Below are 23,179 nucleotides of genomic sequence, written 5' to 3' on the forward strand. Positions count from 1 at the left end.
GGAAGACAATCTTCCACACTATTCCAAGTTCTGTGCGCACAGGCTGATGCCAGCGACAGACGCTCGGTCAGAGATGAACCGGGCGTAACTATCCAACGACAAGCCATCATCGTTCAGCATGCTTTGTGTGATCAACGACGCTTGTCTACAAATCCCCGGCGCCGTTTCTCCTCCGGCAGACGGGATACGGCGGGTTGAGTAATATATTGGTGCTGAACCAAGTTGCTCCCCGCCGATCAATTCTACATGCCGGTTTTCCGGTTGTCTCCCATGTCAGGCTTATTGCCAGTAACGGATGCATAAAGCATCTTGGCCGTTGCGGCGATCGTGCCGGGACCGTCCCAGAATTCAGCGTGATTTGGTGAAACTGTAATCAAGCGAATATCCGGGTCGTCTTCAGAATCCCAAAATGCTTTGGCGAAAGGCGTCCACAGCTCTTTGATTTTAGCTCGGTCGTTAGACACTTGCGCATTGCCCGCAACGAAAAGGTAATCATTGGCGGATTCGTTGGAGAACGTCAGCTGGACAACCGACTGTCCTTGGATATCAGTTACCTTCTCGCTGTCTACGTCTGCGAGGAAATAGATAGCGCCTTCGTCCTTACGAACGATAGGCGACATTGGCACCTGATTTCCATTCCATCCATAAAAGCAAACGCGGGAATCTTCTGCGATTTCCCAGGCTCGTTGCGGGTCTGAATCGGTCATGTTTGTTTCTCCTTGTTCAGGATGTGCAAAGGGAGTTCTGAGACGTATGTGTGCAATCAATGCACGTTAACGACGACAACGGCCCAGGATCATGCCAGCAAGAACGCCGAAAATACCCACGGCTGCCAATGTAGCCGTTGCAGTGCCGGGATTTTCGCGGGCAGCCTGAAGAACGCGTTCACCTTGATGTCGAGCGTTGGAAGCCACATCCTCAATTACGGAAGATGCCGAAGAAAGTGCATTGTCAGCCTTGTCTGTGGCGGTACCCAGACGGTCGGCTAGTTGTGATGAAAGACTGCTCAGTTGGCTACGAAGTTCGCTGATCTGATTGGCGACGGTGTTTTCTGGTTCGTTGGCCATTGAGGATATTCCTTCTGAAATGATTGGTCAGCAGCGACGGCCGCTTGCTCATTAGGAACGTGTACGAATACATTTGGTTTCAAAGTTTTCGAAAAGATTAGTATCTTCTGGGAGCAGCCCGGTAGCTCGTCAGGCTCATAAACTGAAGGCCGCAGGTTCAAATCCTGCCACCTTGACCAGTTTCATGAAGAACAATCATGCGGAGTGGAGAAGTGGTCATCTCGTCTGGCTCATAACCAGAAGATCGTCGGTTCGAATCCGACCTGCCGCAACCAAATTAAAAAGAATGGCGGACCTTGACCCGCCAGTCATTTGTCATCGACAACGAGCAGTATATATCTGCCCCCTACTATTGCGATACTGACATTTGCCATTACGAAGATTGCGCACCAGCAACCCACCTACGGCACCAGCGCCTGCACCGATAAGTGCACCTTTACCACCGCCAGCAATACCGCCGATGGCAGCGCCAGCGACAGTTCCGATGCTGAGGTCTTTTTCAGTTGACGTACAGCCAGAGATCGCCAGCAAGGCAATCAAGCAAAATCCAATCTTACGCATGTCCCGTCCCTTTTTCACCGATCAAGAATGATGATCTAGTTAAGGAGGGAATGGTAAGTGTCAATAAAATACGCGCCAAGACATGCTGCTAATTCACGTGATGGCATAAGCCGCCCTTGGCTCCGCCTCTACAAGACTGCCCGCTGGAAGCGAATGCGCGAGCGACAAATGACCGAGCAACCGCTTTGTATATTCTGCCTGCAGGTTGGTGACGTCGAGCCAGCGACGGTTTGCGATCATGTCATCCCACATAAGGGCGACGAGTTTCTATTCTGGAATGCTGACAACCTGCAATCGCTTTGTAAATCATGCCATGACCGCACCAAGCAGCGCATGGAGCGAGGTCAGGACATCGTGACCTTCGGGGCCGACGGGTGGCCGGTTTGACCCCCGGGGCATCAAAAAGTCGACGAAGGTCGAAAACGCCGGAACGGCGAGGGTCCATCGCGCACGCATCCACAATTCAAAATATGACCCCTTCAAAGGATTTATGCCATGGCGAGGCCCAGAACGCCTCGCGCCAAGGCGGCTGTCGAGGCGAGTGATAAGAAAAACCCGCAGCGCTTCAAAAACCGTACTGACGCCAAGGCCGACGACCCGCTCGGCAATCCTCCCGCATGGTTGAAGGATACCCCGGAGCTTAAAGCCAAGGCTGCTTGGAAGCTGTTTGAAAAAGAGCTGCCGTGGCTGAATCAGTCACACCGCACGCTGGTCGGTATGGCAGCAAATATTCAGGGTCGCATCATGGCTGGCCAGGAAGTTGGCGTGCAGGCAATGAACCTGTTGCGGCAGATGCTTGGCCAGATGGGCGCAACGCCTGCCGACGCATCGAAAGTTGCGACCGCCGACGACAGCGACGAGAAGGATGATTTGCTTGACTGATATGCCTGCGCTGGAGCGTGTGAGCGCTTACGCGCAAGCTGTCCTTGACGGTACTGAGATTGCAGGCCCGCACGTTCGAAACGCTTGCCAGCGTCATTTCGATGACTTGGCTACAGGGCATGAGCGCGGGCTTTGGTTTGACGATGATGAATCAGATCGTGTGTTCCGTTTCTTTGAAGAGCGCTTGAAGCTCTCCGAAGGCCAGTTTGAAGGCAAGCCGTTTGAGCTGCATGCATCACAAGCATTCAAGCTCGGATCGTTATTCGGTTGGAAACGTGAAGACGGTTCCCGCCGTTTTCGTCGCGCCTACATCGAAGAAGGCAAGGGCAACGGTAAGTCGCCTTTCGCTGGTGGCGTCGGGTTGTATGGCTTGATTGCTGACAAGGAAGCTGGCGCTCAGATTTACGCCGCTGCTGCCAAGAAAGAGCAGGCTGGAATTCTGTTCCAGGACGCTGTGAAAATGGCGCGCGCTGCACCAGCCTTGATGCAGCGTGTAAAGTTCAGTGGCGGTATGGGGCGTGAGTTTAATATCGCGCACCACAAATCGCAGTCTTTCTTCCGTCCGATCTCAAAGGATTCGGGAAAATCGGGTTCTGGTCCGCGTCCTCATTTCGCACTCTGCGATGAGGTGCATGAGCATCCAGATCGATCGACGATGGAAATGCTGGAGCGTGGCTTCAAGTTTCGTCGCCAGCCTTTGCTGCTGATGATCACGAACTCTGGCAGTGACAAGAACAGCATCTGCTGGGAAGAGCACGAGCACGCAGTTCGGGTTGCAGCCGGGACGCAGACGCCAGACGAGGGATTCAATTACGTCGGTGAAGTCATCGACGATACGACGTTTGCATGGGTTTGCGCGCTAGATAAGGGCGATGACCCTTTGAATGATCCGACATGCTGGAAGAAAGCTAATCCACTTCTCGGTGTGATTCTTACGCATGAATATCTTGCAGGCGTTGTTTCTCAGGCCAAACAGATGCCGGGCAAGCTAAACGGCATTCTGCGCTTGCACTTTTGCTGCTGGACGGATGCCGATAAGGCTTGGATGCCGCGTGAGACTGTCGAAAGCGTCATGGACGACTTCGACCCCGAAGAGGAACACGCTGAGAAGCCGGTTTTCATGGGTGTCGATCTTTCGGGCAGCAAGGATATGACTGTTCTTGCCTGCGTGGTTCCTACGGGTTTCATGGAAATGGAACGCGAAGACGGAGCTATAGTCAGTCTGCCGACCTTTGGTGCGTGGGTTGAGGCCTGGACGCCACAGGAAACGCTGCAAGCCAGAGCACAGGCCGACAAAGCGCCATATGAGTTATGGGTGCAGCAAGGCTGGCTTAACGCCACGCCCGGTAAACGTGTCCGATACGACTTTGTTGCGGCACGCCTCCAGCAACTTGATCAGCAGTTTGAAATCAAAGCCATCGCTTACGACCGCTACGCTTACGACAAGTTTCGCGAAGAGGTTGATGCGCTCGGCATTGAAGTCGACCACGTTGCGCACCCACAGGGTGGCAAGGTTCGAGCAAAACCTGAACCCGCCAAAGTCGAGGCCGCAAAAGCCGCTGGCCTTCCTGCGCCGCAAGGCTTGTGGATGCCGGGATCGGTCTTGGCGCTAGAAGACATGATCATCGACGGTCGGATTCGCATGAGGCGAAACCCTGTGCTGATGACTGCGCTGATGGGCGCCACGTTTGATCACGACCCGCAGGAAAACCGATGGTTTGTTAAAACCAAAGCCTCGGTACGCATCGATGCTGCCGTCGCTTTGGCAATGGCTATTGGCGCTGCGATGGACACTCCGATTGAACCGGAACAAAACCTCGATGACTTCATCAACAATATGGTGGTCATCGCTTAACTCACGACGGAGCAAAAATGGGCTTCATTGATAGATGGGTCGGAAAGCCCATCAAGCTCACCGACGGCGAGTTCTGGAGAGGTTTCTTTGGCCTTGAAACAACGTCCGGTGAAACAGTCACTTACGAAAAGGCCCTCGATCTCGATTCCGTATGGGCATGCGTAAATCTCGTAGCTAATTCGGTAAAGACGCTGCCATGCAACGTGTTCAAGGACGACGGCGTCACCATCGATCGTGAAAACGTTCTGTATGAACTGCTTCATGATATGCCCAATCTTGACGACACAGCGTCTGATTTTTGGGCCATGGTGGCCATGTGCCTTTGTCTTGATGGTAACTTTTTCGCCGAAAAGAAGGTGATCGGAGGCCGTCTTACAGCTTTGAACCCGTTTCATCCTCTTGCGGTTAAGGTTTGCCGCGACGACAGGAACAACCGCTATTACGAAGTGACTGAAACCGCCAAAGGCAAGTCAGGCACGATCCGCCGTGTCAGTGAAGACAAGATGTTTCACGTTCGGGGAATGGTCATTCCTGGCTGTGATCGTGGTCTTTCTCCTATCGGAGTTGTCAGGAACACTGTCGGCAATGCGCTCGCGGGTGAAAAGACTGCCGGCAAGATGTTTGCCAACGGTATGCAGGTTGCGGGCGTGCTTACATCTGATCAAGTATTAAAGGCCGAACAGCGAAAGCAGCTTGGCGAGACGCTAGGTCAGTTTGCCGGGTCTGATAAGGCCGGAAAGATTGCCGTTCTTGAAGCTGGTCTGCAATACAAGCAACTGACGATCAATCCCCAAGATGCACAGATGCTGGAAACGCGTCAATTCAGTGTTGAGCAGATCTGTCGCATCTTCGGCGTTCCGCCTGTCATGATTGGCCATGCTTCAAATGGAACGACGACGTGGGGGAGCGGTATCGAGCAGCTAATCCTGCAGTTTACCAAGACCTGCCTTACACCGTTGCTGCGTAGTATTGAATCAGCGGTCTATCGCGACTTGCTTGATGCCAAAACGCGCAAAACGACTGTCGTTAAGTTTAACATGGAAGGCCTCTTGCGAGGCGATAGCCAAGCGCGTGCCGAATTCCTTCAAAGGATGGTTCAGAACGGCATTTATACGCCGAATGAAGCGCGATCCTATGAAAACAAGGCAGAAATGCCTGGCGGTAACGAGCTCATCGTCAACGGGACAATGCAACCGTTGCACGGCATCGGCCATAACGGCGGGCCATCGCTTGATGGCGCGACCGAAACGCGCGCTGCTTAAGGGAATTAAATGAAATATCAGAACATTCTCTCGGCATTCGCTGCCGAGCCGTGGGCAATTGCGCCTGAAAAACTGGAGGCGATGACCGCGTTCCTTCTGTTTAAGGCAGAAGGAGGCAGCTTTTCTCCTGATGAAGTAGCTGCGCGCATCAGCAATAAGCGTGCGAATGAATTAGCTAAGACGGAAGGCTCCACTGCCGTAATTCCCGTTTATGGCGTTTTGGCACAGCGCATGGACCTGATGTCTGAGATAAGCGGTGGTGTCTCATACCAGTCGCTGAAACGCAGTATTCATGAGGCTCTTGCAAACGACGACGTGAAGGCTGTTATTCTGGACATCGACAGTCCAGGCGGAGCCGTACCGGGCACTGACGAGCTTGCCGCGGAAATCCGATCCCTTCGTGGAGGGGATAAGCCTATCATCGCGCAGGTCAACAGCCTTGCCGCCAGTGCTGCTTATTGGATTGCTTCTGCTGCTGACGAGATCGTCGTCACCCCATCCGGTCGTGCAGGTTCGATCGGCGTTTACACATCGCACGATGATGTATCGGCTTATCTCGAAAAAAATGGCGTGAAGCGCACGTACATTTCTGCTGGTAAATACAAGGTCGAAGGCAACGAAGTTGAGCCTTTAGGCGAAGATGCTCGCCAGTTTATTCAGGATCGTGTTGATTATTCTTATCGCCGTTTTGTTGAGGCGGTGGCTGAAGGTCGCGGCGTCACGAAGTCCAAAGTAGAGGATGGATTCGGGAATGGTCGCGTATTCTTCGCTCAAGAACTTATTGACCGTGGAATGGCTGACCGGATCGCCACGCTAGACGAAACACTGGCTCGATATGGCTCCGACACCACGCCCCAACCTATCCGCCGCATCAAAGCTGCGAACACCGCGCGTGCGCAGGATGCCGACACGCTGATCGCAAAGATTCGCGACGGTGCAGATATTTCTAAACGTGAGTTCGAGAACGGCCTCAAGGGTCTTGTTGGCTGTTCGAATTCAGAGGCAGAGCGGGCCGCTCGGCTCTACCTCAAGTCTGATCAGGGGGAACCTGATGTCGATGCGGATGCTGCTGTTTCGGCGGTGCTAGATCAGCTTATCGCTGAAACAAAATCGTTCAAAATTTAACATCAGGAGGACTTATGTCCGAAATTAATCTAGCCGATAAGATCGGCGAGCTTGGCCAGTCGATTGCTTCCATCAAAGAACAGGTTGGCAATCTTGGTGCTGAGTACACTGCAAAGCTTGAACAGGCTGGCACCGTCTCAACAGAACTGAAAGACAGGACCGACAAGGCGCTTTGCGAGCTTGGCGATGTAACTACCCGCATTGGCGAACTTGAAAAGCGCGCAGCTCGCGAGAAGGAAGTAGAACACGCTGGCTTCAAGGGCCTCGGTGACTATCTTGTAGAGTCCGAGAAGTTTCTTGCTATGGATAAGGGCGGTCGTGGTTCCGTTCGTGTGAAAGCTGAGCGCGCTGATATTACTTCGGCAAACACGACTGTAGGTGCTGGCCGATCTGCAAGCACTAGCCTTATTGCCGGTCATCGCGTCCCAGGAATCATCGCGCCACCAAACCGTACCTTTACAATCCGCGATCTGCTGGCTCAGGGAGAAACCTCCAGCAACAGTATCGAGTATGTGAAGGAAACGGGCTTTACCAACAATGCCGCACCAGTGGTGGAAGCCCCAACCACGCCAAAGCCGAAGTCGGACATCACGTTCAACCTCGAAACCACGCCAGTTCGCACAATCGCTCATATCTTCAAGGCTTCCCGCCAGATCATGGATGATGCGCCAGCGCTTGCTTCGTACATCAATGCACGCGGTACATATGGCCTGAAGTTCGTCGAAGAAGCTCAGCTTCTCAACGGTGATGGTACAGGTCAGAACCTGAACGGACTTCTGCCTCAGGCGACCGCCTTTGCTCCAGCGTTTACGCCAGCATCCGCAAACGGCATTGATCGCCTGCGCCTTGCCGTGTTGCAGGTCATTCTCGCTGAATATCCAGCAACAGGCTTCGTTCTCAATCCAACCGATTGGGCTAAGCTGGAACTGACCAAAGACGGCGAAGGTCGTTACATCATTGGCAATGCTCAGGGCGCTACTGCTCCGACCCTCTGGAACCTTCCAGTTGTTCAGACGCAGGCGATGGCAGTCAATGAGTTCCTGACCGGTGCATTTAATCTTGCCGCTCAGATTTTTGACCGTCAGGACGTTGAAGTTCTGCTTTCCAGTGAGAACGAAGACGACTTCGTCAAAAACATGCTGACGATCCGCGTGGAAGAGCGCCTTGCTCTTGCCGTATATCGTCCTGAAGCATTCGTTAAGGGCGACGTCGAGGAATAATAGCGGCTGGGAGGCTTCGGCCTCCCTCCCTTTTGGGAGGGTTTAATGGCGCTATTAGAGCTTGAAACAGTCAAACGCTACTTGCGTGTTTTTCATGATGACGAAGACAGCCAAATAGAAATCTATGCGGCTGCAGCGGAATCAATCGTTACAGAATATCTCGATCGAGAAGTTGTCGCGACCGGCGAATCGCCCGCTTTGCCGGACGGCATCGCTGTTGGTCCCGCCATTGTTGCGGCAATTTTACTGGTTGCGGCCGATCTGTACGAAAATAGAGAGCCTGACATGGCTACACAGGGAGAGGTTGTTTTACCTCGACACGTGCGCGCACTTCTCGCTCCATGGCGCGTTTGGCGTTCTATCACTGAAGAGGATTAAAGAATGCAACCAAAGAATTACAAAACCGACGGCGGCGATACGCTTGTGGTCGGCGGCAAACTCGTGATCGAGGATGGCGCAACGGTTGAAGGCCTTGAAGGCGGCGGTGCCGGTGCTACTGCTTGGGCCGATATTACGGGCAAGCCGGCAGTAATTGCCGCTGGCGCTGATCAGGCCGCTGCGCGAACTGCTATTGGAGCGGGTACGTCGAGTTTGGCCGTAGCAACCACAGCTCCTGCAGCTTTGGCAATCGCCGCCGCTGTCGGTACTGGCACCACAGCTGCCCGTGCAGATCATGTTCACGCACTCCCTGTCGCTACTGCGCTCCAAGTTGTTGCAGGCACTGGTGGTCTCGCCGCTGGTAATCTGCAGGTCACACTACAGGCGCTTGCAACTCGTATCGCAGCTCTTGAGGCCGCCGCAGCTTAATGCCCCACGTCCGCTTCTCCAAAGACTTCGACTGGAAGCCGCTTCCGCAAGCCACCATCGCTTATAAGGCTGGCTGGTCTGGCCTTGTGACCACTCCTTGCGCAGCCGCTGCAATCGAACGCAGTAAAGCTGTGCGGCTAAAAACTCCGAGAAAAGGTGAGAAGGATGGCGACACGCAAAGGAGCCAGTGCGCTCAACAACATCGTGGTCTTCCAACAGCGTGAAGCGGTGAGGGACGAGGGTGGCGGCACGAGCCAGGATTGGGTCGATAAGTTCGAAACTGCTGCTCGTTTGCAGCCGCGCCTTGGTTCTGAAACCGACATTGCGGCACGCACGCAAGGTATCCAGCCCTATACGCTTGTTGTCCGCAGCGAACCGCGAACAAGAGGCGTTACTCCTTCATGGCGTGCTCGGAATAAGCGAACGGGTGTCTTCTATGAGATCCAGTCTTGCGCCAATCCCGACGAGGTCAATCAGTACATTGAAATGCGCGTTGTATTGCAGGGTGGTGGTTGATGGCGGTTTTTGCACGGATTATCGGGCTAGCAAAGCTTGAACAGAAGTTCAAACGCCTGCCAAAAGTCGCTCGCGACTTGGTGCGAGCTGCAATGGAGCAAGGCGCAGACGATATCGTCGATATGATGAAACGTCGTGTTGCAGAGGACGACGGCGCCCTTCGCAATAGTATCGGCTGGACTTGGGGCAAAGCTCCAAAGGGCAGCATGGTTATCGCGACAGTCGAAGCCAGCCTCGGAGTTGATTGGACGATCACGATCTATGCTGGCAACAAAGAAGCTTACTACGCTCGATGGATCGAGTTTGGTACGCAGGGTTTTGCCAATAAAGGCATGTTCCCCGGCACTAAAAATCCCGGACAAGGCAAACAGCCCTTCTTCTACGTCACATGGCGAGCAAAGGAGAAGGAAGTGAAGCGCCGTATTCGTCGGGCCGTCACCAAAGCCGCAAAAACTGTAGCCGCAGGAGGCTGACGGATGGACCCGGTATGGGAACTGCAAACCGCGATATATGCGCGGTTATCGCAGAATGCTGCACTGACAACGCTCATCGGCTCTGACAAGGTTTACGACAACCCTCCCGCCGATCCGAGTGGGAATGTACCGGCCGCAACCTATCCGTATGTTTCGTTTGGCAGCGCTTCAGCATCTGACGACAGTGCGGACTGCATTGATGCGGTAGACGTGACTTTCCAGATCAATTGTTGGTCGTCTATGCCGAGCCAGAAACAAGTTCGGCAAATAGCTGACACTGTCACCAAGGCGCTTAGGCGATGGGAGCCTCCGCTCGCGGTGAACGCTCTCGTCACGTTCGATTATTGGCGCGCCGACTATATACGAGCGCCCGGCATCAATCAGGCTTCTATCCAGTACACGGCAGTCATCGAGACGCCGTAGCCGCATCAGCCGGAATTTACCACCACCAAAACACGAGGACCAATATGGCCCAAGCTACCACGATTAAATCGGGTAAAATCCGCGTATTGCTCGGCAATGACGCAACCCCGACAGTTTATGAAAATCCCTGCGGTTTCACGCAGCGCTCAATCACCATCACGAAGGGCCTTGAAGAGGTCAATATTCCAGATTGTACGAATCCCGACCTCGTTGATTGGGTGGGTCGAGATGCAACCAGTCTTTCGATGAGCGTGAGTGGCGAAGGTGTGCTGGCTGCGGAAAGTGTTGACGCATGGCTTGAAGCCGTGGACAGCATTGACTCCGTGCCCGTGAAAATCGAATGGGAATTCCCTTTGAAGACGATCGTGTGGACCGGCTTCATGCATGTTGAAAGCATGGAAGTTGGTGCTACCAACGGCCAGCGTGCCACGAACAACGTCAGCCTTCAGTCTGATGGCGTCATGGTTCGTACGTCTACACCGGCTGGTGGCTAATGCGCGACGCATCGATTGAACTAACCTGGGCGGATGGTGATTACACCTTCCGCCTTGGATGGGGCGAGCTGGAAGCGATACAGGAGGCTTGCAGCGCAGGCCCATGGGTAATTCTTGAGCGCCTAGTATCCAAGCAATGCCACGTTGGCGATATTTCGCATGTTATCAGGCAGGGCCTGATAGGTGGCGACATGAAACCTACTGACGCGACGAAGCTCGTACAGCGTTATGTCGAAAATCGTCCGCCTGCTGAAAATCTTTTGTTCGCCATCGCAATCCTGCAGGCGGGAATTCAAGGCGTACCGGAGGAGCCTGTGGGGGAGCAGGGAGCGGCAAGTCAGACCCAATCGACAGTCTCCCAAACGGGAAAATCAGATTTGCCGCCATCTACGGAAACGGAGCCGTCATAGGCTATACGCCGCAAGACGTTCGCAAAATGTCGATGTGGCAGTATATGGCAGCTTTGGACGGTTATATCAAAGCCAATTCACCCGATGAACCGGGTAAGCTGTCCGAGTCCGAAAAGGACGAGCTTTGGGATTGGGTTAAGGCTGGGTGATTAAAACCTGCTTGCCTAGTAGTGTTGACTTAGAATAGCATCCCACTTGTTGCGGTGGGGTGCTTATGAATTATTTTGTAATTGATGTTGAAACAGCCAATGCCGATTATGCATCTATTTGTCAGATTGGTTTGGTTGAAGTCAAAAATGGAGAAGTCGTTGGTCGAGAATCACACCTGATTAATCCAGATGACTATTTCGACTCTTTTAACGTATCAATCCACGGAATTTCCGAAGATAATGTGCGCGACTCTCCGCCATTCTCAGACATTTACGCGTCAGTATTGCCTAAGTTGCGTGATGCAATTGTAGTGCATCACGGGCCGTTTGATAGGGTTGCATTTAACAGATCTTACGAAAAATATGGACTAGATCCCTTGGATGTACAATGGTTGGACAACCAGAGAGTGGTTCGCCGTACGTGGGAAGAGTTTGCAAGCAGTGGATATGCACTTAAGAATCTTGCGCGCCATTTTAAGATAAATTTCAATCATCATGATGCACTTGAAGACGCTCTCACTACTCAGAAAATATTCAACCTTGCGCTGGAAAAGTCTGGAGTTTCAGCTGCTGATTGGATCACATTAGCGAACCACCGTAACAATTTCTTTGATCAAGGTCGCGCTTTAGGGCAGGGCAATCAATCTGGGCCCTTCTTTGGAGAGACCATAGTATTTACAGGAAGCTTGCGTGTGGGGCGCGTTGAAGCATCTGAAATTGCTAAACGCCTTGGTTTTAATGTCGAAGCAGGTGTGACTAAGCGAACGACCGTGTTGTGTGCCGGAGTTCATGACAGAACCCGTACCGGCGGATACGACAAGAGCAGTAAGCATAGGAAATCCGAAGAACTGAAACTGAAAGGTCAGGACATACGAATTTTGTCCGAAGATGATTTCTGGGCGATAGTCCCGGCGCAGATCCGTCCTAATCTGTTGCCCGTGAGATCAAATGTGACCCGCGAAACTCAAAGTGCATCGAGTGATTTGTCTTTCGAAATATCTTTGGATTCATTCTTCACCGAAGAAGAACTATCGGAATTGTTGGCAGAATTAGAGAACTATCCACATTGAAATGCTGATAAATGGGCGATCCTCACCAAAGAGACGACCTATTTATCTTCACTCTGACGTGCGATAGGTAGCTTATCAAAGTGAGACCGCACTGCTTTATCCAGCGTACGCAGTCCACTTGCCAATTCTGGCTCGTCTTTGATTGCATACGAGTTAGCATAGCTTGTCACCGCCGAAGCGAGTGTCGGGATCATAAGGCCTGCGTCTATCAATATCCTGATAGCCTCGCCTCGCGACCTTATCCTGTGCGCGAAAGACCAGTCATCAACAGCCTCCAACTCTGAAGGCGTGAGCATAACTGCAATTCGCTGATCTTTAAGCTCTTTTGTCATACCGATTAAATAACCCAAGTTTGCAACTTGGGCAAGTTTGTTGACATGTTCATTTGTTCATGGCAACTTGTGCAAGTGTGAATGTTGCACAAGTTGCGGTGAGGCTGTTCGCAGCAGTCCTCACCGCTGGCCCCAGAAGGATTGAAACATGACCAGAGCCGAAACGATTGATACCAGAAGATTGATCTCTGTCGCAGACCTAAATACCGAAATTGACAAAGAACCGCGCGTTGTTGACGTGCGTCTCGGTGCCGCTCTAGGCTTCGCTAGACCTCGGAAAATAAGAGAGATAATCGAAAGAAACCTTGAAGAAATAGAGGTTTATGGTTCTAGCGCCCCACGGCGGGGCTCTTATCGCGGCAATGCTTTTACAGAGTACTATTTGAATGAACCGCAGGCCCTGCTTATTTGCATGTTTGCAAAGACGGTTGCGGCCGCCGCTGTTCGGAAAGCTCTGATCGACGTATTCATGGAATACCGTCTCGGTCGAACCGAAAAGCCCGTCAAAGTGCAGGCGCACAATCGCCGCACATCAACGAAGATTGATGATGCGCTTCGTCTTAAGCAAAATGTCGACAGACTCGAAAAGGTCGCAGCCTCGTTACAGCAGCCGGAACTGAAATCTCAAAATGTGTGCGCTATGATTATCGACGGCGAACCAGTTTGGGTTGATGTGAATAAATATGATGGCGATGGACGTGCGGTTGTTATTGAACATGACGGGCGCATGCGCATTCAGAATGTTGAGCGAGAACAGATTCGCTTACGTCCGTTTGGAGCGCGAACCGCACTTGGCGAACGCTTTCGCTCACCGCACGGTGGCGTGTGTCGCAATTCGGTTGCGGTTGTTGGAATGCTCATAGACCAAAGCCGTCCAATGGCGGCCTTACCAGATATGGGTGCCACCATTGATCATGAGGCGATGCCGAAAACACGAGCGCCATATAAGGAAGACATTCTTCGACTACTGCCTACTGGAATGACCATGACCGCAATCGCGCGAAAGGTTGGATGTTCAACCGAGGCCGTAAAATATTGGCGCCGGAATACAGCAGTGGGTTAAGGCATTTTGCCGGTTTTGAGAAAATCAACGCAATCTTGAATTCTCTTTGACGCTAGGCGCTTGTCGCTTGGCGTCTCATCTGGTGGGCCGTTCTGCGCAATTGAATGACAATTGGCAGCGAACTGCTGTCGTTCATTTTTTTGCTCATTCCAAAAATAGTAGCCGACGAACGCGATAATCGCGATGCAGGCTGCACCAATCAATAATTTCATCAGCTTCCCCAAGCTCGCATTCGTGCGAGCTTTTTTCTTATCAGGACATCGTTGACCATGGCAAGAACTGACCTTGAAAGTCTGGTTGTTCAGCTTTCCACTGACTTCAAACAGCTTGAAAAAGGCCTTGCCCGCGCTCAGGGCGTCACCAATAAGCAATTTGGAGCCATCGAGCGTCGCGCGCGTCAGATGAACAAGAATCTGGACGGCATTTTTACACGTTCGTTTAGTGGTCTTGCCGCGCCATTGGCTGGCATTGGAGCCGCCCTTGGTGTCGATCAGTTGCGACAGATGACTGATACGTGGACGGATATGACGTCCCGCGTCAATCTGGCCGCTGGATCGATCGATAAAGGCACGGAAGTTATGGGCCGTCTGGGCGAAATGGCCCGCCGTACCTATTCCGACCTCACTCAGACTGCCGAAAGCTATCTTTCAAATGCCACTGCTTTGAAAGAGCTTGGCTATAATACTGATGAATCCCTCAACTATACAGAATCACTGAATAACGCGCTTGTTGTGTCCGGCGCCAAAGGCGATCGAGCAGCGCGAGTAATCGATGCTCTCGCTAAGGCAATGGCCCTTGGAAAGTTGCAGGGCGACAACCTCAATACGGTGATTGACTCAGGCGGACGCGCTGCAGAAGCTCTCGCCGCAGGCCTTGGAACAACCGTTGGCGGACTGCGCAAGCTTGGCGCAGAAGGTAAGATTACCGGCAACGATATTGTGCGTGGTCTATCGAGCCAGATGGAGAAATTGCGGCAGGAAGCGGCTGATATGCCTGCAACCATTGGCGATGGCTTTACCCTTCTGAATAATGCATTGCTTCAGTATGTCGGCAATGCTGATAGCGCTGCTGGCGTGTCTGCGAAGATTTCCGAAGCACTCGTAATAATTGCTGACAACTTCGATAAGGTTGCAGATGCTGGATTGCAAGTTGCCGCGGTCATCGCTGGTGCTCTCGTAGGGCGTTCGCTCGCTGGCATGATCCGTACATTAGGATTGGCTGGTACTGCGCTCACCAGTTTCACTAAGGCGTTGGCCGCTGCACGCACTATGGGCGGGCTAGCAACTGCTTTTGGTGGCCTTGGAGCCGCTGCCGGACCTGTTGGGATGATCATCGGCGGGGCAGTTGTTGGCTCGCTGATCCTCTACAATAACACCGTCGGCAAGGCCAGCGAGTCTTCAGAAGTTTATGCCGCAGCTCTAAAAGAGGTTCAGGACGCGGCAAAAGACACAGGCGACGCAGTCGAAGAGGCTGGTGGGAAGATTGCCCGTGGCCTTCCGGATAAACTTGAGGGTGGCATAGCTGTTTCACTTGAGGAAATTGCGCAGGCTACTCAAACAGTTACGGATCAGTTCGATAACCTTCGAAATGTTAGTTTTGAAGGCGTGCCACAAGATGAAATCGATAAGGTAAGATCACTTGGCGAACAGTTCCGCTCCGGTGCAATTACTGCGCAAAAGTTAGCATCAGAGCTTGATGGCATTACACGCGCAAATCCTGCGTGGGAATCGTTTACGAGTTCCGTTGAACTATTCGTTGGCAAGCTGGTGGAAGCGGAGCAAGCTGCCCGTCTGTTGCAGGCAAGGCTAGCAGACACGCGTGCCGACATGGGCCGATCAGCAAAAGATGATGTTATCCGAGTTGATTTGAATGCAATCGCGGCGAACAACTACGAAAAAGAAGCGCTGCGCAAAGCGTCTTTGAACAAGAAAGAGCACGCTCTGGAAATGGAGCGTATTCGTGTTCGTAACGATGCAATCAAAGATGGCACTAAACTAACGGAAGAAGCTATCGACCGCATCGCGAAAGCCAATCTCGCTGCTCAGGAAAGCCGAACTGCCGAAGGCAAGAAGCCGAAGAAAGAAAAAAAGACTCCGGCTGAAAAATTCGACACGACAGTTCAGGACGCCAACGACCGAACAGCGGCATTGGTCGCCGAGACTGAGGCGCTTCGTCAGATCAACCCGCTGATCGACGATTATGGCTTTGCAGCTGAAAAGGCACGCACGGAGCAGGAACTACTCAACGCGGCTCAAAAGGCCGGCATTGCAATCACGCCTGAACTGCGATCGCAGATTGCTCAAACTGCCGATCAGTGGGCACTCGCAACCGCGGAAGCCAACAAGCTTAACCAAGCTCAAGGTGAACTAAGACAGAAGTCATCGGAATGGCGCAGCACCGAGTTTGATGCGTTTAAAGGACTGGTGACTGATCTTTCTTCTGGGAAGAATGCGGTCGAGGCGCTTACCGATGCACTGCAAAAAATGATCGATAAGCTGCTCGACATGACGCTGAACAACCTTTTCGACGGCTTGTTCGGCAAGTCGGGAAGTCTGTTCGGCGGGTTCATGGGGTTCAAAGACGGCGGACTGCCTAAGTTTGCTAATGGAACGCCATCGCAGCCAGGTCCCGGCCTTATTCGCGGACCCGGCACAGGTCGCAGTGACAGCATTATCGCGCGAGTGTCGAATAGAGAGTTCATCACAAACGCTCGCTCGACAGCCAAACATCGCGGATTATTGGAAGCTATCAATGAGGACAGGATACCTGCTTTCGCGACCGGAACACCAAGCCTGCGAGCGCCCTCGATGCCGACTTTGCAAGCACCTCAACGTCAGAGCGCAGTGCAAGCCGCACCACAGATCAATATCAACATCGCGAGCGCAAGTGGTGACGATTACATCCGATCCGTGGTCAGTGATGGTGTCAGCCAAGGTCTGAAGCAATACGACAAATCAGGCCCGATGCGCTTTGCTCGAGACAGTAAACAGGCTTCAAGGCGGGGGTTGGTGCGATGATCGATCTTATTTCCACCGTCCGGTTTGTGCCGTCCTACCCGATGCTGAACAACCCGACCAGCCAGACGAAATTCGGCGGTCGGCTTATATCGACGGTCGAGTTTGTTGATCCGTATCGAACCGTTGACATGGAAACGCTGCCGATGAAGGCCAGTGAGGCGGTTCAGCTTCAAGCCTTCATTGCGGCTGCTAAGGGCGGCATGGAAACGATTGTTTATCGTCCGAAGCATATCTGCATTCCGCGCGCCTATTGGGGCGACCCGAATAACACGCACATTACTGGCACAGCATCACGCGGGACTGTGACAGGCGGCTATTCGGTCCAATTGACGGGCGTTGTCCCCGGGCTTCAATTGATGGACGGCGACATGTTCTCGCTAAAGAGTGGCGACTATAGGCAGTTCTTACAGGTCGCTTATGGTGGTGGCGCAACGGCTGTCAGCACCACGATAACCGTCAAAGTCGATCAACCAATTGCCTCTTATATCGCAGCGGGTGCTACGGCTCGGTTCAAGCAGCCAGAAATGAACGCCCGGCTTGTCAAAGACAGCTTCCAGATGACGAAGGGGCCGCGGCCGACAGGGACATTCCAGTTGATTGAGGTGCCGAAGTGAAGGACGACTTTTAGAGCCGTATCAACGATGAGATTTGCTGATTGACCCGGCGACTGTCTGGTCTATCGCAACGGTCACGCGGCTATCAGAGCCATAAGCCGAATAAACGGCAAGCATTGCCAGCACCAATGGTGCGGCAAGTATGGCGCTTCTTATTGCGGTTTCTGCGATTGGCGAGCGGGATCGTCTTCTCATGATCTTTTAATGGCGTATTTAGCTTAAAGCTCCGTAAAACGGTGTGGTTAATCATCCGTATTCTTCAGTGAAGCCAGCCCACAATCATCATCAGTAGGAGGCTTCATGGCTTTCCCAACTCGTTTACAGCAATTGCTGGAGGAGGGGCGCATTGTTGTGCGCTCTCTCGGAGAATTTCAGTTTGGCACTGGCTTTTGGTATATGTGGAACGGCTCATCCGAGTTAACTTGGAACGGCAATACTTACATCCCGAACCAGCTGATTGCGATTGAAGAGCCGCCGTATCAGATGGGTGCTGAAGCACTTCCGATCACGATCACCATGCCGACAGCAGCGGATTATGGCGTGACGCCTGATAAGCTCGCTCAGATAGAAAGCGTGGATTACAAGGGCCGTACGGTCATCTTGTCCGACGCTTATTTCGATCCGGATACCCGCGAACTGCTGCATGTCGAGCCGATGTATCGTGGCTACATCGACACGATTGATCACGTCATTGACGACGGCGAGATGGTTCTAAAAGCCAACGTGGAAACGTCAGCGCTGGAAAACCATCGTGATGGCTATCGCACCGCTTCGCATGAAGATCAGCAGCTTTTATCACCGGGTGACAAGTTCTTTGAATATGCCTCGACCGTGAAGCGCGAGAACTTCTACATCACGCCGTACCAATAAACACTCCTGACAGTTAGGACTGCCATGCATCCGCAATGGGAAAAACGCCTCGTGGCTGTCACGGAGGCGCACATAAAAACGCCTCTGGTCTGGGGTAAATCGGACTGTCTCTTGACCACCTGTGACGCGATTGAAGCTATAACCGGCACCGATCCGGCTGCTGATATTCGCGGCAAGTACAAGAGCAAGGCCGGTGCTTATCGCCTGATCAAACAGCGTGGCTATGACAATCTCGGAGCCGTCCTTGCTGATCGCTTTGCAGAAACTCCGGTCGCAATGGCTGGTCGCGGCGATGTTGGTATTTACCAGAACACGGTCGGCTACTTCTGCGAATACGGCTTCGCGGTGAAAGGCGAAGACGGTTTGCGTTTCCTGCCGCGCACAATGGCCGAGAGGGCCTTCAAGGTTTCCTGATGTTTTACATTTTGGCGATTTTATTCGCGCTGCTGGCATCGCCCGCGGCGGCGGACCCTGTTTCACTCGTTACAGGCATTGTCGGCCTTGGCTCTTGGCTGTTTGGTGGTACGGTTCTTGCGAATATTGTGCTTGGCGGACTTCTAGTTGCTGCCAAGTATGCGCTGACATCGATCTTTCAGCAGACGCCTAAATCGTCAGCCTCGGCAACAGAAACCAAATACGGCGAAAACCTCGTGCGCGAAGTTGGCCTCGGTGTCTTTGGCACAATGGGCCACCACATCTATCGAAACGCGTTCGACAAGGGCAACCACATTGTTCAGGACGTGTTCAAGCTGTCTGACTTCCGTTGCCTTGAACTTCTGCGGGTTCAGATGGATGGCGAATGGAAGTCGCTTTCTCCTGATCAGCAGGGCGACGAGGGCCGCATATATGGTCAGCGCATCCTTGGTGTGAAGGACGGTGGACAATGTTTCGTTCGCTTCTATCAGGGAGCGTTTGACCAGACAGCCGACCCGGCACTGATCGCTTATGCAAACCCTGCCGGTCGCTGGACAACAGCACACCGCGGCGCTGGCCTTTGCTATGCGATTGTCACTACAATGACGGACGTGGACAATCTTACGGCTGTTCCAAGCCTTATGTTTGAGGTTCGCGGCGCACCACTCTATGACCCTCGTAAAGATAGCTCTGTCGGCGGCTTTGGTACACATCGCTGGAATGACCAGAGTACGTGGGAGTTCAGCAACAATAACGCTGTGATGATGTTTAACCTCGAACGAGGCCTATACATCGGTACTGAGAAGCTTGTCGGTCGCGGTGTGGCTGCAAGCCGCCTGCCTTTGTCTGAATGGTTCACCGCAATGAATATCTGCGATGAGGTCATGTCAGACGGCAGCAAGCGCTATAGTGCAGCCCTGATTGCTTCCTCTGGCGACGGCGTTACCCACGAAACAAATATGACGCCTTTGCGAGAAGGTTGCGCAGGCTCCTGGATCGAAGCCGTTACAGGTGAATATCCTATCGTTGGTGCAAATCAGGCGGTTGTCGCGACAATCAGTGATGATGACATTGCTTGGGAAAAGCCTTTCCAGCTGTCACTCACGCGCACGAGAACTGAACTGGTCAACACGGTCGCCGCGTCATATGTGAGCCCAGACTTATTCTACGAAACCACTTCACTGACGACGCGTATAGATGCACTTGCTTTGGCGCAAGATCGTGAGCGACTGGCTTCAAAGGTCGATTACACGGCGGTTACCGATCATCGCGTTGGCGACCGGTTGGCAGACATCGCAATCCGCGCCTCGCGCTATCAAGCGAACGGCAGCTTTACGGTTCATCCAAAGTTTCTAGCGCTTCAGGTAGGCCAGTGGGTGCAATGGCAGTCTGATCGTTACAACCGTACGATCAAGCTGCAAATCCATTCCAAGTCTCTTGGTGCAATGGGTAGTGACAGCGTTCGCGATGTTTCGATCTCTTGGCAGGAGGTGGGCGACGGCATCTTCGATCCAACTGCGTATGCGACCAACCCTCCTATACCAATCCCGAACGGTCAACCTGATTATCTTGGAGAGGTTCAGAACTTCAATGCAATTCCGAACAAGGTAGTAAGCGAAGCTGGTCAGGAATACCCCGGCATCCGTCTGTTCTGGGATACGATTGAGGATGGAACGGTTGAAGGCGTAGATATTCTGTATTGGCCTGATAATGATCCATCGCAGCTTTTCAGCAACTATGTCACTCGTGATGTGACTGTGTTTCAGATTGTCAACGGCCTGACCAGCCTATCTGACTGGTGGGTCCGCACCAGATTGCGAGTTGCAGCGGGAACACGGCCAGTCGCTTGGGCGGTTGCCGAGAAGGTAAGAACTCTTGACGCTTCTGGTGATGATAGTCTGGTTGATTACGAGCGGCTTGATGGTGACGTTAAGGGCCTAGTTAATTGGATGACGGATGACCGGCGTGAACTGGTGCGACAAGCGCAAGAGAACGCCACTTCATCTGCTGATGGGCTTCTCAGCGCCTATTCCAATATTCAGCGACTTAGTCGTCAACTTACCAGTACGTTTGGTACGGCTCAGGCATCTTGGAAAGAAGATATTTTTGTCGCCACAGGGCCGACAAGTGCCATTGGTCAACAATTGACACAGATCAATGTAAGCCTCGGCGATAAAGCCGATGCAAGCACTGTCGTGTTGTTACAAAGCCGTGTTGATGGCGTTGAAGGCAATATGACGGCTGTCTCAAATGCGCTGACTGAAGTCAATGCGTCGGTAGATGGCACTGTGTCAAATGCGGCTTGGCGCATGACAGCTATTGCGGGCAGTGGCGGTTCTTCAGTGAGGATTTCAGCTTTTGCCCGCATTAGTTCAGGCGATAGCTGGAAACAAGCCGGTTGGTTTGTGAATGTCACTCCAACCACCAGTCAGTTCATTGTGATCGCGAACCAATTTGCCATTGCTGATCCCGATAATCAGGGCAACTTTAGCTATCCGTTTGTTGTCCAGTCAGGTGTCACAGTTCTTAACGTCGCGAATATTGGTCAGTTCACAGCAGGCATTGGAACTTCGCCAGATGGTCGCTTCCGATTAGACTTCCGTGCCGGCTCAATCGAGTGGTTTGATTAAATGTCGAGAGGTTTCCTAAAGGATGTAGGAGGTGTTAAGCGCCTTCGCATCGTCAAAGCTGGCTATGATGCCAATAATCTAAACCTGCCTTACAACGCTGTGGTGTTCGACAGCATATTCCCCACCAATCTGACGCCTTGGGCAACGGGAGTTGCAAGGGTGGCTACGGCTGGAACAAATCTGAAAATAGTTTCATGGCCAAGCCCCGGGTATATTCCGATGACAATCGTCAATGTCAAAGCTGCGAACGGCGAGATTTATTACAATGTCGTTCCTTGGACTTCGAACAATCCGCGTATGTTTGCTTCTGCAGACGGTATTTATCTCAGTGCCGGTTCACTGAACTTGCCGTTTGATGTTTCATACATGGCTTTCCGGGTGGCTTCCTGATGGTTCAACGTGGATGGATTGATCTGGCAAGCAGCGTGTTCCGAGTTTCTATGCCGGGAGTAAATGTTAGGACCGCCACACAAAGTCAGCTCATTGTTGATGAGCGCGTCATTTACCCGCAAATTCTACAGGTGATATTCGTACCATTTGTTTCGGGTAGTCCTGTTTCTGTGGTGCCGATTATCGACTACGGATTTGTACCGAGGGTGTGGGCTTATGGACGATACTCTGGCGAGGACAATCGCTCGTTCCCCGCCCGAGCTAGTTACTCATCAGGTGGGAGCAATCAGCTTCAAAACCACTTCTTCTTTGCTGCAACTCGCAATCAAATTGTCGTTGAGTTTCCAACTCCAACCTTTTTACGCGGGGCACAATTGATCACCATGAGGCCGTCATGACGAGCGCGCGTATTAGCAAAGATGGTGTTTTTATCGCGAAGCCTGGAAGGCAAATTGAAGAAGGTGAAGCTGCATTATCCTTCTCGCCTATCGGCTCGCAACAACAGATATTAATGGCAGGGAGTGCGGCCTTTGCAGCTTACAATCCGGGGGGCGATATGGGCGGCACCTACAATAGGGCAGTTGTACCATTTGGCACGACTTTCGTTGAGCCTCCAGTGGCTTACTGCATGGCAAACGACGCTGGAGGTACCAGAGAGATAGCTCTCACCATGTACTTGAGCCTCGTCGGGTCAGTGGTTCGACGTGAGCCGCAAATCTGGTGGGAGACTACTGTTTCGGAATTGCGCGTCTATTCATATTGGGCGCTGTCATCCACACCTAGCGCAAGCTTCGTAATTTGCAGAAATGAGGCATCGTAATGCTCATTGTTCACGACGTGGATGGACGCATCCTGTTTATATCAACTTATCACGCTGCTGATGATTACGAGGATGCACTGACAGAGCAATGCCTCGGTTTCATTCGCTACGACCAACCGTGCGATGCTTCTAAAGTCGTCGCAACTCACTTTGTCGAAGATGGATCATTGAAGGAACGGCCATCGATCAGCATTGCCAAAACGACTGTGAAAGTCGGCGAGCTGATCGAAGTCAGTGGATTGCGTGGGAAAGCGACAATCCAGATCGATGATGAGGAATATTCGATTGAAGATGAAACTCTCAACTTCGAAGCGGAATATCCCGGCGAGTATGTGATCAAGGTCGATGCATGGCCATGCCTGCCATTTGAAGCACAGGTGAATGTCGAATGAAGCTCTCACTCAAAAAAGACATGACTTGGGAACGGTCAAAGGCACGGCTTCGACTGGATGCACAATTTCAGTCACGGATAATCGAAGCGATAGGTGACAAAGCCGCGCTCTATGCTGTGAAATATGCATCGGCTTTGGCCTACATGAACGGAATGCCTTCACCTCTGATTGAAAGTGCGGAAGAGGCTCAAGCCATCATAGCCAAGAATACCGAAATGCAATCTCGCCTAGCTGTCATCGAGACGGAGCGTCAGGCGTTGCAAACGCAGATCGATAAGGCGGGAACAATGCACGATCTTGCTAGATTTTTAAGCTTTTAGTCA

General features: G+C 52.4%; 30 protein-coding genes and 1 tRNA gene. 26 read left to right on the forward strand and 5 right to left on the reverse strand.

Going from position 1 to position 23,179, the window contains the following annotated elements; all coding sequences use genetic code 11:
• Positions 1 to 242 precede the first annotated feature (242 nt).
• Together CEV32_RS08715 and CEV32_RS08720 are read right to left on the reverse strand one after the other, a co-directional pair.
• Positions 243 to 707 (reverse strand): pyridoxamine 5'-phosphate oxidase family protein, encoded by a 465-nt coding sequence (locus CEV32_RS08715; RefSeq protein WP_094576269.1) that lies wholly within the window; start codon positions 705 to 707, stop codon positions 243 to 245.
• Positions 708 to 773: 66 nt separating this feature from the next.
• Positions 774 to 1,067 carry a hypothetical protein gene (locus tag CEV32_RS08720; RefSeq protein WP_094576271.1) on the reverse strand — a complete coding sequence of 98 codons (294 nt, stop codon included), beginning with the start codon at positions 1,065 to 1,067 and terminating at the stop codon, positions 774 to 776.
• A 198-nt stretch (positions 1,068 to 1,265) separates the two neighbouring features.
• Between CEV32_RS08720 and CEV32_RS08730 the strand changes: the two genes are divergently transcribed.
• Positions 1,266 to 1,342, forward strand: a tRNA-Met gene (locus CEV32_RS08730).
• A 40-nt stretch (positions 1,343 to 1,382) separates the two neighbouring features.
• Here CEV32_RS08730 and CEV32_RS08735 read toward each other — a convergent pair.
• Complete coding sequence (locus CEV32_RS08735) at positions 1,383 to 1,628, reverse strand: YMGG-like glycine zipper-containing protein (protein ID WP_094576273.1); 246 nt, start codon at positions 1,626 to 1,628, stop codon at positions 1,383 to 1,385.
• A gap of 168 nt (positions 1,629 to 1,796) precedes the next feature.
• Here CEV32_RS08735 and CEV32_RS08740 point away from each other — a divergent pair, with 168 nt between their 5' ends.
• The 16 genes from CEV32_RS08740 (at position 1,797) to CEV32_RS08820 (ending at position 13,709) form a co-directional block, all read left to right on the forward strand.
• A complete protein-coding gene (locus CEV32_RS08740; protein WP_328587913.1) occupies positions 1,797 to 2,015 on the forward strand; it encodes an HNH endonuclease in 219 nt (72 codons plus the stop codon).
• 108 nt (positions 2,016 to 2,123) lie between these two features.
• Positions 2,124 to 2,510 (forward strand): hypothetical protein, encoded by a 387-nt coding sequence (locus CEV32_RS08745; RefSeq protein WP_094576277.1) that lies wholly within the window; start codon positions 2,124 to 2,126, stop codon positions 2,508 to 2,510.
• A gap of 1 nt (position 2,511) precedes the next feature.
• The gene (locus tag CEV32_RS08750; RefSeq protein WP_094576279.1) at positions 2,512 to 4,365 is read left to right on the forward strand and encodes a terminase large subunit; all 1,854 of its coding nucleotides are present in this window, start codon (positions 2,512 to 2,514) and stop codon (positions 4,363 to 4,365) included.
• 17 nt (positions 4,366 to 4,382) lie between these two features.
• Entirely contained in the window at positions 4,383 to 5,627 is a 1,245-nt protein-coding gene (locus tag CEV32_RS08755) for a phage portal protein (protein WP_094576281.1), read from the forward strand.
• 9 nt (positions 5,628 to 5,636) lie between these two features.
• Positions 5,637 to 6,752 (forward strand): signal peptide peptidase SppA, encoded by a 1,116-nt coding sequence (gene sppA, locus CEV32_RS08760; RefSeq protein ID WP_094576283.1) that lies wholly within the window; start codon positions 5,637 to 5,639, stop codon positions 6,750 to 6,752.
• Between the two features lie 14 nt (positions 6,753 to 6,766).
• Positions 6,767 to 7,972, forward strand: coding sequence for a phage major capsid protein (locus CEV32_RS08765; RefSeq protein WP_094576285.1), 1,206 nt, complete (start codon positions 6,767 to 6,769; stop codon positions 7,970 to 7,972).
• A gap of 45 nt (positions 7,973 to 8,017) precedes the next feature.
• Positions 8,018 to 8,350 carry a head-tail connector protein gene (locus CEV32_RS08770; protein ID WP_094576287.1) on the forward strand — a complete coding sequence of 111 codons (333 nt, stop codon included), beginning with the start codon at positions 8,018 to 8,020 and terminating at the stop codon, positions 8,348 to 8,350.
• Positions 8,351 to 8,353: 3 nt separating this feature from the next.
• Positions 8,354 to 8,779: a hypothetical protein gene (locus CEV32_RS08775; protein ID WP_094576289.1), complete on the forward strand. Its 426-nt coding sequence runs from the start codon at positions 8,354 to 8,356 to the stop codon at positions 8,777 to 8,779.
• A gap of 165 nt (positions 8,780 to 8,944) precedes the next feature.
• Entirely contained in the window at positions 8,945 to 9,295 is a 351-nt protein-coding gene (locus CEV32_RS08785; protein WP_094576293.1) for a head-tail adaptor protein, read from the forward strand.
• Positions 9,295 to 9,768 carry an HK97-gp10 family putative phage morphogenesis protein gene (locus tag CEV32_RS08790; RefSeq protein ID WP_094576295.1) on the forward strand — a complete coding sequence of 158 codons (474 nt, stop codon included), beginning with the start codon at positions 9,295 to 9,297 and terminating at the stop codon, positions 9,766 to 9,768. The genes CEV32_RS08785 and CEV32_RS08790 overlap by 1 nt, the downstream gene beginning before the upstream one ends.
• Before the next feature lie 3 nt (positions 9,769 to 9,771).
• Entirely contained in the window at positions 9,772 to 10,191 is a 420-nt protein-coding gene (locus CEV32_RS08795; protein ID WP_094576297.1) for a DUF3168 domain-containing protein, read from the forward strand.
• A gap of 44 nt (positions 10,192 to 10,235) precedes the next feature.
• Entirely contained in the window at positions 10,236 to 10,685 is a 450-nt protein-coding gene (locus CEV32_RS08800; RefSeq protein ID WP_094576299.1) for a phage tail tube protein, read from the forward strand.
• Positions 10,685 to 11,095, forward strand: a complete 411-nt coding sequence (locus CEV32_RS08805) for a gene transfer agent family protein (RefSeq protein ID WP_094576301.1) — start codon at positions 10,685 to 10,687, stop codon at positions 11,093 to 11,095. Before CEV32_RS08800 ends, CEV32_RS08805 begins: the two co-directional genes overlap by 1 nt.
• A 26-nt stretch (positions 11,096 to 11,121) precedes the next feature.
• Positions 11,122 to 11,244 (forward strand): hypothetical protein, encoded by a 123-nt coding sequence (locus CEV32_RS23980; protein WP_268876677.1) that lies wholly within the window; start codon positions 11,122 to 11,124, stop codon positions 11,242 to 11,244.
• A 65-nt stretch (positions 11,245 to 11,309) separates the two neighbouring features.
• Positions 11,310 to 12,314 carry an exonuclease domain-containing protein gene (locus CEV32_RS08810; protein WP_208620825.1) on the forward strand — a complete coding sequence of 335 codons (1,005 nt, stop codon included), beginning with the start codon at positions 11,310 to 11,312 and terminating at the stop codon, positions 12,312 to 12,314.
• A gap of 714 nt (positions 12,315 to 13,028) precedes the next feature.
• Positions 13,029 to 13,709 carry a hypothetical protein gene (locus CEV32_RS08820; protein WP_143128805.1) on the forward strand — a complete coding sequence of 227 codons (681 nt, stop codon included), beginning with the start codon at positions 13,029 to 13,031 and terminating at the stop codon, positions 13,707 to 13,709.
• Here CEV32_RS08820 and CEV32_RS08825 read toward each other — a convergent pair.
• Positions 13,706 to 13,921: a hypothetical protein gene (locus tag CEV32_RS08825; protein WP_094576307.1), complete on the reverse strand. Its 216-nt coding sequence runs from the start codon at positions 13,919 to 13,921 to the stop codon at positions 13,706 to 13,708. The genes CEV32_RS08820 and CEV32_RS08825 overlap by 4 nt on opposite strands.
• A 57-nt stretch (positions 13,922 to 13,978) precedes the next feature.
• Between CEV32_RS08825 and CEV32_RS08830 the strand changes: the two genes are divergently transcribed.
• Entirely contained in the window at positions 13,979 to 16,726 is a 2,748-nt protein-coding gene (locus CEV32_RS08830) for a tape measure protein (protein WP_094576309.1), read from the forward strand.
• Positions 16,723 to 17,340, forward strand: coding sequence for a hypothetical protein (locus CEV32_RS08835; protein ID WP_094576311.1), 618 nt, complete (start codon positions 16,723 to 16,725; stop codon positions 17,338 to 17,340). The genes CEV32_RS08830 and CEV32_RS08835 overlap by 4 nt, the downstream gene beginning before the upstream one ends.
• Positions 17,341 to 17,361: 21 nt before the next feature.
• On the opposite strand, the gene CEV32_RS23655 is transcribed toward CEV32_RS08835, so the two are convergent.
• Positions 17,362 to 17,535 (reverse strand): hypothetical protein, encoded by a 174-nt coding sequence (locus CEV32_RS23655; RefSeq protein WP_167382774.1) that lies wholly within the window; start codon positions 17,533 to 17,535, stop codon positions 17,362 to 17,364.
• A 105-nt stretch (positions 17,536 to 17,640) separates the two neighbouring features.
• Here CEV32_RS23655 and CEV32_RS08840 point away from each other — a divergent pair, with 105 nt between their 5' ends.
• The 7 genes from CEV32_RS08840 to CEV32_RS08870 all read left to right on the forward strand — a co-directional run bounded on the left by CEV32_RS08840 (position 17,641) and on the right by CEV32_RS08870 (position 23,176).
• A complete protein-coding gene (locus tag CEV32_RS08840; protein ID WP_094576313.1) occupies positions 17,641 to 18,210 on the forward strand; it encodes a hypothetical protein in 570 nt (189 codons plus the stop codon).
• A gap of 24 nt (positions 18,211 to 18,234) precedes the next feature.
• Entirely contained in the window at positions 18,235 to 18,624 is a 390-nt protein-coding gene (locus CEV32_RS08845) for a DUF6950 family protein (protein ID WP_374883336.1), read from the forward strand.
• Complete coding sequence (locus CEV32_RS08850; RefSeq protein WP_094576317.1) at positions 18,624 to 21,254, forward strand: phage tail protein; 2,631 nt, start codon at positions 18,624 to 18,626, stop codon at positions 21,252 to 21,254. Before CEV32_RS08845 ends, CEV32_RS08850 begins: the two co-directional genes overlap by 1 nt.
• Positions 21,255 to 21,644: a hypothetical protein gene (locus tag CEV32_RS08855; protein WP_094576319.1), complete on the forward strand. Its 390-nt coding sequence runs from the start codon at positions 21,255 to 21,257 to the stop codon at positions 21,642 to 21,644.
• Between the two features lie 394 nt (positions 21,645 to 22,038).
• Positions 22,039 to 22,464, forward strand: coding sequence for a hypothetical protein (locus CEV32_RS08860; RefSeq protein WP_094576321.1), 426 nt, complete (start codon positions 22,039 to 22,041; stop codon positions 22,462 to 22,464).
• Positions 22,464 to 22,856 carry a hypothetical protein gene (locus CEV32_RS08865; protein ID WP_094576323.1) on the forward strand — a complete coding sequence of 131 codons (393 nt, stop codon included), beginning with the start codon at positions 22,464 to 22,466 and terminating at the stop codon, positions 22,854 to 22,856. Before CEV32_RS08860 ends, CEV32_RS08865 begins: the two co-directional genes overlap by 1 nt.
• Positions 22,853 to 23,176 (forward strand): hypothetical protein, encoded by a 324-nt coding sequence (locus CEV32_RS08870; protein ID WP_094576325.1) that lies wholly within the window; start codon positions 22,853 to 22,855, stop codon positions 23,174 to 23,176. The genes CEV32_RS08865 and CEV32_RS08870 overlap by 4 nt, the downstream gene beginning before the upstream one ends.
• The last annotated feature ends 3 nt before the right edge of the window (positions 23,177 to 23,179 follow it).

Source organism: Brucella rhizosphaerae, assembly GCF_002252475.1.
GTDB lineage: Bacteria > Pseudomonadota > Alphaproteobacteria > Rhizobiales > Rhizobiaceae > Brucella > Brucella rhizosphaerae.

What these genes read in the sequence shown, in the direction of transcription:
- sppA (WP_094576283.1), top strand. Translation starts at nt 5,637, where the DNA reads ATGAAATATCAGAACATTCTCTCGGCATTCGCTGCCGAGCCGTGGGCA.
- CEV32_RS08840 (WP_094576313.1), top strand. Translation starts at nt 17,641, where the DNA reads ATGGCTTTCCCAACTCGTTTACAGCAATTGCTGGAGGAGGGGCGCATT.
- CEV32_RS08845 (WP_374883336.1), top strand. Translation starts at nt 18,235, where the DNA reads ATGCATCCGCAATGGGAAAAACGCCTCGTGGCTGTCACGGAGGCGCAC.
- CEV32_RS08810 (WP_208620825.1), top strand. Translation starts at nt 11,310, where the DNA reads ATGAATTATTTTGTAATTGATGTTGAAACAGCCAATGCCGATTATGCA.
- CEV32_RS08720 (WP_094576271.1), bottom strand. Translation starts at nt 1,067, where the DNA reads ATGGCCAACGAACCAGAAAACACCGTCGCCAATCAGATCAGCGAACTT.
- CEV32_RS08800 (WP_094576299.1), top strand. Translation starts at nt 10,236, where the DNA reads ATGGCCCAAGCTACCACGATTAAATCGGGTAAAATCCGCGTATTGCTC.
- CEV32_RS08775 (WP_094576289.1), top strand. Translation starts at nt 8,354, where the DNA reads ATGCAACCAAAGAATTACAAAACCGACGGCGGCGATACGCTTGTGGTC.
- CEV32_RS08735 (WP_094576273.1), bottom strand. Translation starts at nt 1,628, where the DNA reads ATGCGTAAGATTGGATTTTGCTTGATTGCCTTGCTGGCGATCTCTGGC.
- CEV32_RS08750 (WP_094576279.1), top strand. Translation starts at nt 2,512, where the DNA reads ATGCCTGCGCTGGAGCGTGTGAGCGCTTACGCGCAAGCTGTCCTTGAC.
- CEV32_RS08830 (WP_094576309.1), top strand. Translation starts at nt 13,979, where the DNA reads ATGGCAAGAACTGACCTTGAAAGTCTGGTTGTTCAGCTTTCCACTGAC.
- CEV32_RS23655 (WP_167382774.1), bottom strand. Translation starts at nt 17,535, where the DNA reads ATGAGAAGACGATCCCGCTCGCCAATCGCAGAAACCGCAATAAGAAGC.
- CEV32_RS08835 (WP_094576311.1), top strand. Translation starts at nt 16,723, where the DNA reads ATGATCGATCTTATTTCCACCGTCCGGTTTGTGCCGTCCTACCCGATG.
- CEV32_RS08860 (WP_094576321.1), top strand. Translation starts at nt 22,039, where the DNA reads ATGACGAGCGCGCGTATTAGCAAAGATGGTGTTTTTATCGCGAAGCCT.
- CEV32_RS08740 (WP_328587913.1), top strand. Translation starts at nt 1,797, where the DNA reads ATGACCGAGCAACCGCTTTGTATATTCTGCCTGCAGGTTGGTGACGTC.
- CEV32_RS08850 (WP_094576317.1), top strand. Translation starts at nt 18,624, where the DNA reads ATGTTTTACATTTTGGCGATTTTATTCGCGCTGCTGGCATCGCCCGCG.
- CEV32_RS08715 (WP_094576269.1), bottom strand. Translation starts at nt 707, where the DNA reads ATGACCGATTCAGACCCGCAACGAGCCTGGGAAATCGCAGAAGATTCC.
- CEV32_RS08805 (WP_094576301.1), top strand. Translation starts at nt 10,685, where the DNA reads ATGCGCGACGCATCGATTGAACTAACCTGGGCGGATGGTGATTACACC.
- CEV32_RS08785 (WP_094576293.1), top strand. Translation starts at nt 8,945, where the DNA reads ATGGCGACACGCAAAGGAGCCAGTGCGCTCAACAACATCGTGGTCTTC.
- CEV32_RS08855 (WP_094576319.1), top strand. Translation starts at nt 21,255, where the DNA reads ATGTCGAGAGGTTTCCTAAAGGATGTAGGAGGTGTTAAGCGCCTTCGC.
- CEV32_RS08770 (WP_094576287.1), top strand. Translation starts at nt 8,018, where the DNA reads ATGGCGCTATTAGAGCTTGAAACAGTCAAACGCTACTTGCGTGTTTTT.
- CEV32_RS08755 (WP_094576281.1), top strand. Translation starts at nt 4,383, where the DNA reads ATGGGCTTCATTGATAGATGGGTCGGAAAGCCCATCAAGCTCACCGAC.
- CEV32_RS08765 (WP_094576285.1), top strand. Translation starts at nt 6,767, where the DNA reads ATGTCCGAAATTAATCTAGCCGATAAGATCGGCGAGCTTGGCCAGTCG.
- CEV32_RS08870 (WP_094576325.1), top strand. Translation starts at nt 22,853, where the DNA reads ATGAAGCTCTCACTCAAAAAAGACATGACTTGGGAACGGTCAAAGGCA.
- CEV32_RS08865 (WP_094576323.1), top strand. Translation starts at nt 22,464, where the DNA reads ATGCTCATTGTTCACGACGTGGATGGACGCATCCTGTTTATATCAACT.
- CEV32_RS08790 (WP_094576295.1), top strand. Translation starts at nt 9,295, where the DNA reads ATGGCGGTTTTTGCACGGATTATCGGGCTAGCAAAGCTTGAACAGAAG.
- CEV32_RS08825 (WP_094576307.1), bottom strand. Translation starts at nt 13,921, where the DNA reads ATGAAATTATTGATTGGTGCAGCCTGCATCGCGATTATCGCGTTCGTC.
- CEV32_RS08745 (WP_094576277.1), top strand. Translation starts at nt 2,124, where the DNA reads ATGGCGAGGCCCAGAACGCCTCGCGCCAAGGCGGCTGTCGAGGCGAGT.
- CEV32_RS08795 (WP_094576297.1), top strand. Translation starts at nt 9,772, where the DNA reads ATGGACCCGGTATGGGAACTGCAAACCGCGATATATGCGCGGTTATCG.
- CEV32_RS23980 (WP_268876677.1), top strand. Translation starts at nt 11,122, where the DNA reads ATGTCGATGTGGCAGTATATGGCAGCTTTGGACGGTTATATCAAAGCC.